This is a genomic window from Siphonobacter aquaeclarae (genome assembly GCF_900103285.1).
GTDB classification, from domain to species: domain Bacteria; phylum Bacteroidota; class Bacteroidia; order Cytophagales; family Spirosomataceae; genus Siphonobacter; species Siphonobacter aquaeclarae.
Genome location: NZ_FNGS01000007.1, coordinates 132,844 through 145,725 on the forward strand (window position 1 = coordinate 132,844; position 12,882 = coordinate 145,725).

The following is a 12,882-nucleotide window of genomic DNA, read 5'->3' on the forward strand; positions in this document are numbered from 1 at the left end:
AAATGGAAGATACACAGTTGCCGCACGTCATCTACGCGTGCTATTCGCAGAAAAACCGGCAGGGGGAGCAGTTTATTCCCGCCCATATTTTCAGTTTGCAGCTGACCGGTGTTTCGGATATGCATATCGACGGAAAGACGTACCGGTTCGCAGAAGGAGAATTTCGCTTTGTCCGGAGAAATAAGCTGGCCTCGTATACCAAGTGGCCGGCGGAAAACGGCTTGTACGAATCGCTGGCCATTTCAATGGATCAGCAGACGCTTCGGGAAATAAGCGAAGCCTATGATCTGCACCCGGACAAGCCCTATACCGGTGAAAGCGTGCTGAAACTCAGGCCGCATCCGCTGTTTCAGAACTACTTCGAATCCCTGCGGCCGTATCAGAACGGCAGCGGCCGGATCAGCGAAACGCTCACCGGTGTCAAAGTCCGGGAGGCGGTGATGATCTTGCTGGAAGTATATCCGGAACTGAAGAATGTATTGTTTGATTTCAGCGAGCCGGGGAAGATCGACCTGGAGGCATTTATGAATACGCATTACCGGTATAATGTCGACATCAGCCGGTTTGCTTACCTGACAGGCCGCAGTCTGGCGTCATTCAAGCGGGATTTCGAGAAAGTTTTCCATACCTCTCCCAACAAATGGCTGCAACAGAAACGCCTGGAAGAAGCCTATTTTCTGCTGAAGGAGCGAAAACAAAAAGTAGGGGATGTGTACCTCGACGTGGGGTTCAAGGACCTGTCTCATTTCTCCTTCGCATTCAAGAAAGCCTTCGGAATGCCGCCGTCGCAACTGGCGTAAAAAAGGCCTCAGGACATTCCTGAGGCCTTTTTAGTACTTAAAATTCTTTTACCGTATCGATAAAACACCGCACTTTATCCGGATCGGTATCGGGATAAACACCGTGCCCGAGGTTGGCGATGTGTTTCCGGCGGCCGAATTGTGTCAGCATCTCACGGGTTTGCTTCCGGATTTCCGGGTAGTCGGAGTAGAGCACGCAGGGATCGAGATTCCCCTGGAGGACCTTATCCGGCAGCATTTCACGGCTTTCGGTAATGTCCATGTTCCAGTCGAGCCCGACGACTGAACAGTTCAGCGTATTCATTTCCCGCCGGGCGAAGAAAGCACCTTTGGCGAAAACCGTCACCGGTACCAGCGGCTGCAATGCGTCACAGATCTGCGCGATATAGGGCAGCGAAAACTCCCGGTACTGCTGCGGAGACAAAATACCTGCCCAGGAATCGAACAACTGGACCAGGTTGGCGCCCGCGGCTACCTGCGCTTTGAGATACGCAATGGTACTGTCGGTGATTTTCTGAAGCAGGCGGTGTGAAAGCTCCGGCTCTGCGTAGAGGTATTTCTTGGCGACGGAGAAGGTCTTCGATCCTTTTCCTTCGATCATGTAACACAGAATGGTAAATGGCGCGCCGGCAAAGCCAATAAGGGGTACCCGGCCGTTCAGCTCTTTTTTTGTGATCCGGATGGCCTCCAGTACATAGCCGAGGTCGGCTTCCGGATCAGCCACGCGGAGGTTATCCACATCCTGAGCGGTGCGTACCGTCGTCGGAAATACCGGCCCGCGGGCTTCGACCATTTCATAGGGAAGGCCCATCGCTTCCGGAACAACGAGGATATCGGAGAAGATAATGGCGGCGTCGACACCGAGGAGGTCAACAGGCTGAATGGTGACTTCTGCGGCCAGCTCGGGAGTGGTACAGAGCTGGATAAAACTGCCCGCTTTTTCGCGGACGGCGCGGTATTCGGACAAAATGCGGCCGGCCTGCCGCATCATCCATACGGGAACGCGCTCGGTTTCCTCGCCGCGGGCCGCCCGTAAAAACAAATCGTTTTGAAGAACTTCCATGCCGCAAAGATAGCAGGCGAAAACGGTTTGCCGCGAGGTATGCAGAGGGGGAAATCGCCGGTCTGCCAGCGATTTTCGGAACCCCCGCCTGATTTTCGTACCTTTGCGGCAAACTGAAAACCAATGCAGATTAAGCAAGCCGTTTTTGTCGTCAGCAATACCGACTGGCAAAAGTGCCCGCCACCGGACCGGCCGGAATATGCCTTTATCGGAAGATCGAACGTAGGGAAATCCTCCCTGATCAATAGCCTTGTCAAAAAGAAAAACCTGGCAAAGACTTCGCAGACGCCGGGTAAAACCCAGCTGATCAACCACTTTGGCATTGACGATACCTGGTACCTCGTCGATTTGCCGGGTTACGGGTACGCCAAAATCAGCAAGAGCGAGAAGGAGAAATTCGAGCCGATGATTTTCGGATACCTGGAAAACCGGCCGAACCTGGTCTGTACGTTCGTTTTGGTGGATGTACGACATGATCCGATGTCGATCGACCTGGAATTCATGTCCCAGCTTGCCGAGGCACAGATTCCTTTCTACATCGTCTTTACGAAAGCCGACAAGCTGACGAAGAATCAGCTGACGGCAAAGGTTACCCGCTACCGCGAAGGGTTCCTGCAATTTTTCTCGGAAATGCCGAAATACTTTGTGACTTCGTCCGTTGACGGACTGGGTCGCGACGAAATAACGCAGGCGATCGGAGAATTGAACGCGGAATTTAAGAGCGTTCGTCGGTAATGGCCTTTCCTTTGGCTACTTTTGCAGAACGAAACGAAATAGTAACTGACAGAGCGGATCCAGGGATCTCCCGTTTGGGCGGGAAGCGGTCCGTCTTCTAACCACAACGTATGGAATTGTTAAAAGAAATCGCCCACATTTCCGGCAAGCCCGGGTTGTACCGCATCCTGAAGCCGACCCGCACCGGGGTTATCGTGGAAACGATCGATGAGAAAAAAGGCCGCACGGTAGTCGGCGCGAATGCGCGCGTCTCCGTTCTGAAAGAAATTTCCGTTTATTCAGAAAGCGAAGAAGGATCGAAGCCCCTTCCGGACATTTTCACGGCGATCCGCGAAAAGCACGGCGAGAAGGTAGAACTGGAAACCAAAACGGCTACCGACGCCGATCTGCGCGAATTCCTCGGCAGCGTGTTCCCTGAATTCGATCAGGAAAAAGTATACCCGTCAGACATCAAGAAGATGATCGTGTGGTATAACCTGCTGTCGCAATACCTCCCCGAAGTATTCAATGCCGACGAAGCGACGGAAGAAGCAGCTGCTTAAAGCTACCCCTTCCTGAAACATAACAGAAGCCCCCGGAAAATCTCCGGGGGCTTTTTCGTGGATTGGATAAACACATTACCGCAGTAGCTGTTCCAACGCCGCGGTGACATGCGGGTAGGTAGAAGAAATCAGGTTGGCAGATTGCCGGTATCGCTGTCACCCCCGCATCCGGAAAAGGTGAACAAAAAAACCATATTGAAACAAACACCAGACAAGCAGCGCCGGAAGACCGGAAAGAAAAGCTACCGGTAGCGAAAGCAGGCTCCAGCCGGCGTAACGAAGAGCCGCCCGGCCGGCATATTCCCACGCGGCGGGGTGTTTGTATAGTCCGCCTGTCGCTACCAGCGCGACGACACCCAGCGACAGTACCCACACCGGTTCCCCTGTCTGACTACTCAGAAAATACTGAACGCCAGCGATGACAGCAAGCAGCACAGCCAGGAAGGCCAGTCGCCAGCCCCGGTGAAACGGAGGCGCCGGATCGAACCCTTCCCGGGGATGCGCTACCGGAATGACAATCCGGCGGTTATACGAAACCAGCGCATACGCCGGTCGGGCCAATGCGAGCATACCTGCTGAGCGAAACAAACCGCCATACCGGAACAACCGCCCCAATGCGGGAAGTACTGCTGCTACACCATAGTCTACCTGCCCGGTTTCGGTATCCACCAGCGGAATTTCGGAGCATGCCCGCTGCAGATCAATCGCTTTCCGTAGGCGGTGGGGTAGTTGGTTGAAAGCCAGTCGGTTATCTACTGCGCCCCGCTTCACAAACTCCCCGGAATACCAGGTACAGAGCGGGCAGGCATCGTCGTATATCAATACTTTCATAGTTTGAACTATTTGAATTTTCAGGAATAATTGAAAGTTTGTTCACTGAAAAAAGGCCTGAAGGCCATTGATTCCGTTAACGGAGTACTTTGAGGAAATTTCCCCAGAACCAGTTTTCTTCTGCTTTGATCATGGTATCGAGCAGGCGGTCGGCATTATTGGCGAACTTTTTCAGGTCGCGGACGGCCTCCGTCATTCTCGCTATTTCCGGGCCTTCGCCTTCTACCGTCGATACCTGGTCCAGTACCGCGAGCAGCGGCTCCAGCTCCCGGCGTTTGCGCTCACGGGCTACCTGCATCGCCACTTTCCAGACGTCCCTCTCTGCTTCGAAGTACTCCTTCCGCTCGCCGGCCCGCAGTACTTTCCGGATGATGCCCCAGCCAATCAGGTCCCGCAGGTTCATGTTGGCGTTTCCGCGGGAGATCTGCAACTGCTCCATGACGTCCTCGGTCGTCAGGGGTTCGGGAGAAGTCAGCAGCAGAATATGAATCTGCGACATCGTCCTGCTGATACCCCACTGGGACCCCAGCGTTCCCCAGGCCTGAACCAGTGCCTCTTTGCCTTCGTCGTACGTCATGATGCAAAAGAAAGAACCGGAATTAAATTTTCAAAACTTTTTGAAAATTTAATTCCGGTCGAAAATTCGGAGAAGAACTATTCTCCCTTCATCAGCTTCTTCCTGCGCTCCCGGCTGCTGTAGACCCATTCATAGACGGTCGGCAAAATGAGCAGGGATAGAATAGAGGCCGTTATCAATCCGCCGATAACCACAATCGCCAGCGGTTTCTGGGTTTCGGAGCCGATACCGGTGGACAGGGCCGCCGGCAGCAGACCAAGTGACGCCATCAGCGCGGTCATCACGACCGGCCGTAACCGGGAGCGGGCGCCATCTTTGATAGCATCTACCAGCGGCATGCGCTCGTGCAGGTTTTGCCGGAACTTGTTGACGAGGATGACGCCGTCCTGCGTCGCCACGCCAAACAGCGCGATAAACCCGACACCCGCCGAAATACTGAAGTTCACACCCGTGAAAAACAACGCCAGAATACCGCCGATGAGGGCGAAGGGTACGTTCAGCAGCACTAGTACCGAGTCCAGCGCATTGCCAAACGCGGCAAACAGGATGAAGAAAATCAGCAGAATACTGATCGGAACGACGATCGCAAGCTGCTTTTCGGCCCGTTGCTGGTTTTCAAATTCCCCGTTCCACTTCATTTCATAGCCTTTGGTGAGCTTCACCGCAGCGCCGACTTTCTGCTGGGCTTCCTCGATGGTACTGCCGAGGTCGCGGCCGCGGACGGAGAACTTCACCGCGATGAAGCGTGCATTGTTTTCCCGGTAGATAAAAGCTGGTCCGGCGACGTTGCCGATGTCAGCGATTTCTTTCAGAGGTATTTTACCGCCGTTGAGCGTCGGTACCTGGAGGTTGGATATCTGCTCGATGGACGACCGGAACGGCAAATCATACCGCAACCGCAGGTCAAACTTCCGCTCGCCTTCAAATACCTGGCTGACGGCCTTGCCGCCAATCGCCATTTCGATAACCGCATTGGCATCTGCCGCGTCTACCCCGTACTGCGCCATCTTATCCGGATTGAGGGTAATCAACAGCTCGGGCTGCCCGAGGTTGCGGAAAATACCGAGGTCCTGAATACCGGGTACTTTCTTGAGTATGGCGTATACTTCGTCGGCTTTTTTGTCCAGAATATGGAGGTCGTCCCCCTGTATCTTCACTGCAATAGAGCCTTTTACCCCTGACACGGCTTCTTCCACGTTGTCGGAGATGGGCTGGGAAAAGTTGAAGTCAATACCCCGGTACTTGGCGAGTTTCGCCTGCATTTCGGCGATGAGTTCGTCCTTGGATATATCCCGCTTCCATTCTTCTTTCGGAAAGAGGTCGACAAAGAATTCCTGGTTGAAGAAGCCCGTCGCATCGGTACCGTCGTTCGGCCGGCCGGTTTGAGAGATAACGCCCCGTACTTCCGGAAATTCCTCGAATGCCTGCCGGAACTTCCGGGTGTAGTGGTAGGAATCTTCCAGGCTGATGCTCAGCGGCATACTGGCCCGCACGTAAATGGACCCTTCGTTGAGGTGGGGGAGAAATTCCGACCCGACAAAATGGAAAGACCCGAGGGCAATACCCAGGGCGACAAGCGCCGTTACCAGCGCCCGCTTCGGGTGATCCATCACGTGATCGAGCAGGGGAGCATAGCTTCGGTTCAGCCAGGAAATGACCGGATTATGCCGCTCCCGCACCTTTTTGTTCAGGAAAATACTGCTGAGTACCGGTACCAGCGTCAGCGCCAGCAGCAACGCGCCGAGCAGGGCAAAACCCATCGTAAAGGCCAGCGGACTGAACAGTTTCCCTTCTACTTTCTGGAAGGAGAAAATCGGCAGTAAAGCGGTGATAATGATGAGCTTGGACGTCAGAATGGATTTGCCCATTTCCACCGATGTCTTCAGGATCCGCCCGAGTTTCGCCCGTTTGTTGAACCGCTCCATACCCTCCTTCTCCGCCCAGTGCGCAAGCATGACAAACAGCCCTTCTACCATCACCACGGCCCCATCGATGATGATACCGAAGTCGATCGCGCCGATGGAAAGCAGGTTGGCCGACATGCCTTTCATCCGCATCAGAATAAACGCGAAGAGCAGCGCGAGGGGGATGACGATGGCGACGGTCACCGTCGTCCGCCAGTCTGCCAGAAAAATCAGCAGAATGACTGTCACCAGGATAATACCCATGATGACGTTTTCCCCGACGGTATGAAGGGTATGGTTGTTGAGTTCGGTCCGGTCGTAGAAAACCTTGATTTTCACACCGGCCGGTAGTACGACCGAGTTAAGGTAGTCTACCTTTTCCTTCAGCTTGGGCAGTACCAGGCCGGGGTTTTCGCCTTTCCGCATCAGGACGATACCTTCGACGACGTCATCGTGACTATCCCGCCCGACAATACCCAGTTGCGGCAGGGCGGATTCATGAACGGTACCGAGATTCGACATGCGTACCGGTACGCCGTTGATGTTCTTGACGATGATTTTTTCAATGTCGGGGACGTTTTTCACGATCCCGATCCCGCGGACAACAAACGCCTGCTGGCCTTCGCGAAGAATATCCCCGCCGACGTTCACATTGGCCCGTTGCAGCGCCCCATATACATCCAGCGCGGTGAGATCATACTTCGCCAGCAACGCCGGATTGACGCTTACTTCGAATGTTTTAACGTGCCCCCCGAAGCTGACGACGTCCGCGATGCCCGGTACGGCCTTCAGGTTTTTCTCGATCACCCAATCCTGCAGGGTTTTCAGTTCGGTAGACGTTTTGTTCGGCGAAATGAGCGTGTACCGGTAGATTTCGCCCGTCGGGCCGGCCGGCGGCTGGATTTCCGCGTCGACGCCGTCGGGCAGGTTTACATTGGCCAGCTTCTGGCTTGCTTCCATCCGGGCGTTGAAGTTATCCACACCGTCTTCGAACACAATCTTGATAAACGAAAGACCGAAGAGGTTGATGGAGCGGATAGCGGTTTTGTGTGAAATGGAGTTCATTTCCGTTTCGATGGGAATGGAAATAAACCGTTCTACTTCTTCCGCGCTCCGGCCGGGCCACTGCGTGATGATGACGACTTCGGTATTCGTGACGTCGGGATAGGCTTCGACCGGCGTATTGTAAAAGCTGACCGCTCCGGCAATGATGACCAGCACCGTCATCATGAACACAATGCCTTTATGCCGGAGGGAAAAGCCGATGATGCTTTTGATGAGCTTATTCATGGCCGGACTAATCCATTAATTCGTTGAAAAGAAGGAGGGCTCCCTCCGTGACGACGGCGTCTCCGTCTTTCAGGTTAGCCTTGACATAGCTGTAGCGGGAGGTACTGCGGAGTACCTTCACCTCCACCGGTTTGTACTTCCCATGCCCTTCATCGAGAATGACATAATACTTGTCCTGGCTGAAAATCACCGATTTAGGGTTGACAGCCAGTAATTGTTCCGGTCGTTCGATGTGAATCTGCGCTGTACAGAACATCTGCGGCTTCAGGAGCCCGCCGGGGTTGTGCAGGACAACGCGCGCCTGAAGTACTTTGCTGTCGTCCTGAATCACCTGGCTGATGTTGTCGATTTTGCCCTCAAATACCTTGTCGGGGTAGGCGAGGGTTTTGATGTTGACGGGTTGGCCGACTTTCACCGCTTCGATATCGGATTCATAAATGTTGATCAGTACCCACACGTCCGACAGGTTTGAAATCGTGAAGAGACTGTTGCCGTTGTCCGAACGGAGTTGCGTATTCGGATTGACATTCCGCTCGACCACATATCCGCTGACGGGGGCCTTGACGGTATAGGTCGGCTGCGAAGAGCCGTTCGCCGCATACAGCTTCAGTACCTGCGAAGAGCGATCCAGTTCAGAGGAAGCGATTTCGAGTTGCTTCCGGGAATTGATCAGGTCCGATTCGCTCGAAAACTTGCTCTTGTACAGCTGTTCGGCATTATCAGCATTGCGTTTGGCGATGTCATAGGAAGCCTTGGCCTGATTGTAATCCCGCTGATACTGGCTGATATCGGCGCTTTGGATGGTCGCAAGGGACTGTCCCTGTTTGACGAAGGTTCCGAGCTCAGCGTGCACGTCGACTACATTCCCGCTGACGATCGGGAATACACGACTGACCTGTTTCTGGTCGAACGTCACTTCGCCCGTAAACTGCAGTTCCTGTTTGAAACCCTGAAGATGTACGGTGTCAGTCTTGAAGGCTGAACTGGTGTCTTTGCTCACCGTTTCCTGCTCTTTCGGGGTGCGGTTGCACGCCAGCGTCATCAACGCCAGCGGAAGCAGTAAGAAGAATGGCTTGTTCATCAGAAGGAGTGGGTATTGGTGACAAAGTTGAGCTGTTGCTGCGCCTGGAAGACCTGGTTATTGAGCTGAATGAGATTAAGCTGAGCGTCTTTATACGACCGGATTTTGTCAATGAAACTGACCTGATCGATCACGCGCTTCTGATAGTCGGCAGTCGCATTCCGGCTGATTTCCGCGATGCGGCCGAGGTAATCATCGGAGATACCGGCTTTCAGCGCCAGGGCGTTCTGCCATTGTTGCCAGGCGGAGATAACGTCCTGCCGTACCTGTAGTTCAGCCTGGCTGGTCACGTCTTTGGCCTGCTCAATCCCGACTTTCGCTGCCTGGATATTTCCCTGATTCCGGTTTTTGACGGGCAGGTCCATACCCACCTGTAGTCCCAGGTAAGACGGATATGCGTTCCCGAAGCGTTCGTAATCGGCGCCCAGCAGTAGTTGCGGCGTCGCGAGCGACTTCTGGTAGGTGAGGTTCCGGCTGGCAAAAATGCCCTGTTTCTGTGCGACCTGAAGATCGGGTCGCTGGGCGAGGGCCTCATCCAGGAGCTTGTTCAGTTCGGGTTGGGCCGCCGTGGAAGCAGGCATGTCGGGAACGTAGTAAGTAGTCCCCGCATCGGCCAGCAGTACCCGGAGCGAAGCTTCATCCTGACTGATTTGTGCCTGTAGCCGACTGAGATCAGCATCTGCATTTTTCTGTTCCAGCTCCAGGCGGGTGACTTCATACTCCGCGACCACACCGAGTTTGAGCTGTGCCCGGAAGGCGTCGATCAGGCCCGACAGGCGCTGCCGTTCTTCCTGCAAAAGCTGCACCTGCGCCTGTTCGGCCTGCAGATTACCAAAGGTCTGGGCGAGCTGGAAGCGAAGCGCCCGCATGACGTCCTGAAAAGTAGCCTGCTGAATGTCGACGCTGGTCTGGTTGAGGGCAACAAGCTTGCTCCGACGTCCGGCCAGGTTGATCATCTGCTGCAACTGCCAGGAATAGGACCCGCCGGAAGGGTTCATAGGGTCATGAGTGCGGTTAACAAGCGGAAACAGCTTGCCGGTATTCGGGTTATAGGCGTTGACTTCGACCTGAAGATTGGGATTATCCCAGAGACGTGCCTGCTGCACGGCCGCCTCTGCGAGGTTGACATTGTATTTCTGAGCGAGGAGAACGAAGTTTTTCCGGAGAAAAAGCTCCTCGGCCTGCGGCAGCGTCAGGCGAATGGTATCCGCCTGCGCGAAGGCCGTCTGCGCCAATGGGAAGACGAGCAGCGAAAGGATGAGCTTCCGCACTTTCCGGACATCCGGAAAGGAATTTATCAGGAGTTTCACAGCGACGGGTCGTATCGGGGTGATGATACGGTTTTTTTATGGTGGATATAGTGGGATATGGGTTGCTCTGCCTGGGACAAAGGTTTCCCGGGGACTTTATAGGGGTCTTAAAGAAAATTTAAAAGCGGATTAAAATCTGAGGGAAGATAGTAAAATGTTGATTTCCAAAACCATGCGGCCACTTTTCCTTCGAACACAAAAAATGCCGCCGGAAAACTCCGGCGGCAACGGCAATCGAAACGGTGCAGTCTGGTTGCAGGTTATTCAGGACATAAAAAATGCGCTGGCAGAAAAATTCATCAGGAAGCCGGAATCTCATGCCCGGCGATGTAAGCCAGTTGTTCTTCCTCGGAAGGGCGGTTGTCAGTCCGGACGAAAGGGCATAGCGAACAGGCCCGGGGGCCTACCTGCCCGTGCCAGCGGCACTGCGGACGGATGGCACACACAGGCAGGTGGGCGATGGCGTCGGGATTGAGACGGTCGAGAAGGTCGATCACGCCGCACCGCCCGTCGTGCCACTGCTGACAACCCGATTTGACGCAGCGGTTGGCAAACCGGAAGTGCTTCTCCGGCTTTTCCAATTGCCCGAACTGTTGCTGCAGGGTTTCGGTCACCGGAATGGCTTCGGGCAGCAGGTCGACCCGGTCTTCCGAAACGATCCCGATGACCAGTGCCCCCGGCTCAGCTTTGGCGCTGGGGCACAGCGTCGTATGCGGCGTGATCATGGCCTAACCCAGAAAACGTTGCTGGCCTACTTTCTCGAGTTCTTTCGCTACTCCTTCGAGTTCGCGGATGCCTTCGAGCCGGTGCATGATGATCCCCAGCCATTCCGGTCTCAGGATAATGTGGGGATGAGGGCCTCCGCCGCCGGGGACACGCGGCCCGAACGGGTTACCGGGATCGTCCGGATTCGGCTTATAGGCGGCCAGCTCACTGAGCACAGCTTTCTGAATAGCCGACGAAATGCGCTGCTCGGATTCCCGGGAAAGCTTCATGTTTCCCAGAACCACATGGAATTCACTTCCTTTGATAGCCATGGCACTGACGGTTTTGAGGTCACGGAACGCGGTGACGATTCGCGCCCGTCCTTTCAGCCGGACGGGTGGCAGGTACGCTGAGGAAGCAAATCTGGAGAGAAGTAAGGGAGGAGAAAATCCCTAATTTGAGGGATGCTCAGAGGCGGCGAACCGCCTCGCGGATGCGGTCCAGCTGCTCTTTTTTGCGGAGAACAACCGGTTCTGCCGCCCGTTCGGCACAGGGAGCGACGGCGCAGCGCTCGCAGGTTTCGCCTACGAGGCTGGCAGGTACGTCTTTCAGAAACCGGATGCGGGAAATCAGGTTTTCGTCAACCGCCATGCCGAGCGACAGGCTGCTGTTTTTCCCGGGCGTAGGCGGGGAAGGCCGGGCAATGGAAAGAACAAGAAAACGCGTGCCGGTATCGGCATACTCCGAAACCTGCGCCCGGCAGAGCGGGTCGCCGTCCCACGTGCCGGCCTGCTGCAGTGCGGCGAGCTCCTGAAGAATGGTAAGAGCTACCCAGCGTCGGCAATACCGTTCGTTCAGCGCCGCATTCGGGGTATGGAGACTGGTAAGGTACAGTTCCTTTGAAAGATGAAACGACGTATCACCGGCGAGGTGATCAAACCGGAGAAAAAACGACTGGGAAATGCCGAAATGCCCCGAAAGCAGGTTACTGGCCCGTTGAAGGAACATCTCCGGTGTGGCATGAAACCGGCCAATAAGAGCCTTGAGAGCATCCGGTTGCCAGGTTTCAAGGCTGAAAAAAGCGTCGAGTGCCGGAATAAGCTCCCGCCGCGGCATCAGAATCGCGCCGGCGAAATAGGAAGCCCGGTAGTTGTTCAGTACCTGTTCAAACGACTCCGCTTCTGGAACAGACGATACATAGGGCCTGTCTTTGATCGCCAGTACCTGATACCCGATTTCCCGGCCGAAGGTAAACGCCCGCTGTGCCGGCGTGAGGGTCTCATTGACGAGCAACGTACGGGTTTCGGGCCGGAAGACCGATCGGATCGTCCTGAGATCGGGATGGCTTTTTTCAGTGAAATACGTCACCTGATACCGGTAGGTTTCGGTCAGCAGGAGCTCCAGCGTTACTTCTGAGAGCGGAGCTTTTGTTTCAGCCAGAAACCGCTCGGCGGCTATTTCCAGGTCTTCGAAATGGTTGTTTTGCAGCTCCCGGTAACTCCGCAGCGCCGAAAAGTAGAACTGTTCGACGCGCATCCCGTAGTTGCGGCAGATTTCGATGAGGGTACTGATGAAGGCGCTCGTCCGCGCCGGGGCCTGGGCGAGCAGCTCCAGCAGGTCCGACGGCTCAATACCAAACAGCTCAAAAGGGATTTCCTGGAGGATATTCGAGTTGAACAGCTCCGCAATCGGTTCGAGCGGTTTGCTGAGTTTCATGGAAACCAGCGCGTCATAGTCGCTGCCGAGGGCGTCGGCCAGGGCCAGTATCTTGTCTGCCTTGGGGTACTTTTTCCCTTTTTCGATTTCGTTGAGATAGGATACGGATAATCCGGCTTTTTCGGCCAGCTCGGTCAACAGAATACCTTTCTCCTGGCGAAGCTGCCGGAGTTTCATGCCGAAGATAAGCCGTACTTTTTCCGAATTGTGGGATGCCATCGTACCTGATTCTTTCCGCGAAATAGAAGCAGGTTTCCCGGATTATCAACCCCGGAAAGGCACCGTCGATCAAAAACTGCCTTCCTGCTATCATTTTCAGCGAATAAAA

At 54.7% G+C, this 12,882-nt stretch carries 12 protein-coding genes; 3 read left to right on the forward strand and 9 right to left on the reverse strand.

The genetic code is table 11. The features are described from left to right. The first annotated feature begins 2 nt into the window (after window positions 1-2). Window positions 3-800, forward strand: coding sequence for a helix-turn-helix domain-containing protein (locus BLR09_RS18460; protein WP_093206069.1), 798 nt, complete (start codon window positions 3-5; stop codon window positions 798-800). Between the two features lie 37 nt (window positions 801-837). Here BLR09_RS18460 and hemE read toward each other — a convergent pair whose 3' ends face one another. Next, complete coding sequence (gene hemE, locus BLR09_RS18465; protein ID WP_093205680.1) at window positions 838-1,863, reverse strand: uroporphyrinogen decarboxylase; 1,026 nt, start codon at window positions 1,861-1,863, stop codon at window positions 838-840. 123 nt (window positions 1,864-1,986) lie between these two features. On the opposite strand from hemE, the gene yihA reads away from it, so the two are divergent. Further along, on the forward strand, window positions 1,987-2,598 hold the full coding sequence (yihA, locus tag BLR09_RS18470) for a ribosome biogenesis GTP-binding protein YihA/YsxC (protein ID WP_093205683.1): 612 nt from the start codon (window positions 1,987-1,989) through the stop codon (window positions 2,596-2,598). Between the two features lie 110 nt (window positions 2,599-2,708). Further along, on the forward strand, window positions 2,709-3,140 hold the full coding sequence (locus BLR09_RS18475; RefSeq protein ID WP_093205685.1) for a DUF5606 family protein: 432 nt from the start codon (window positions 2,709-2,711) through the stop codon (window positions 3,138-3,140). Between the two features lie 156 nt (window positions 3,141-3,296). Here the strand turns inward: BLR09_RS18475 and BLR09_RS18480 are convergent, their stop codons facing one another. The 8 genes from BLR09_RS18480 to BLR09_RS18515 all read right to left on the reverse strand — a co-directional run bounded on the left by BLR09_RS18480 (window position 3,297) and on the right by BLR09_RS18515 (window position 12,773). Continuing rightward, the gene (locus BLR09_RS18480; RefSeq protein WP_093205688.1) at window positions 3,297-3,971 is read right to left on the reverse strand and encodes a DCC1-like thiol-disulfide oxidoreductase family protein; all 675 of its coding nucleotides are present in this window, start codon (window positions 3,969-3,971) and stop codon (window positions 3,297-3,299) included. A 76-nt stretch (window positions 3,972-4,047) separates the two neighbouring features. Further along, complete coding sequence (locus BLR09_RS18485) at window positions 4,048-4,548, reverse strand: GbsR/MarR family transcriptional regulator (RefSeq protein ID WP_093205690.1); 501 nt, start codon at window positions 4,546-4,548, stop codon at window positions 4,048-4,050. A gap of 77 nt (window positions 4,549-4,625) precedes the next feature. Further along, window positions 4,626-7,742, reverse strand: a complete 3,117-nt coding sequence (locus BLR09_RS18490; RefSeq protein ID WP_093205693.1) for an efflux RND transporter permease subunit — start codon at window positions 7,740-7,742, stop codon at window positions 4,626-4,628. A 7-nt stretch (window positions 7,743-7,749) separates the two neighbouring features. Further along, on the reverse strand, window positions 7,750-8,823 hold the full coding sequence (locus BLR09_RS18495; protein WP_093205695.1) for an efflux RND transporter periplasmic adaptor subunit: 1,074 nt from the start codon (window positions 8,821-8,823) through the stop codon (window positions 7,750-7,752). After that, window positions 8,823-10,133, reverse strand: a complete 1,311-nt coding sequence (locus BLR09_RS18500; RefSeq protein ID WP_093205698.1) for a TolC family protein — start codon at window positions 10,131-10,133, stop codon at window positions 8,823-8,825. The genes BLR09_RS18495 and BLR09_RS18500 overlap by 1 nt, the downstream gene beginning before the upstream one ends. A gap of 299 nt (window positions 10,134-10,432) precedes the next feature. Further along, a complete protein-coding gene (locus tag BLR09_RS18505) occupies window positions 10,433-10,858 on the reverse strand; it encodes a hypothetical protein (RefSeq protein ID WP_093205701.1) in 426 nt (141 codons plus the stop codon). A gap of 3 nt (window positions 10,859-10,861) precedes the next feature. Continuing rightward, complete coding sequence (locus BLR09_RS18510; RefSeq protein WP_093205703.1) at window positions 10,862-11,170, reverse strand: hypothetical protein; 309 nt, start codon at window positions 11,168-11,170, stop codon at window positions 10,862-10,864. A 136-nt stretch (window positions 11,171-11,306) separates the two neighbouring features. Next, window positions 11,307-12,773 (reverse strand): helix-turn-helix domain-containing protein, encoded by a 1,467-nt coding sequence (locus BLR09_RS18515; protein ID WP_093205706.1) that lies wholly within the window; start codon window positions 12,771-12,773, stop codon window positions 11,307-11,309. Window positions 12,774-12,882 lie beyond the last annotated feature (109 nt).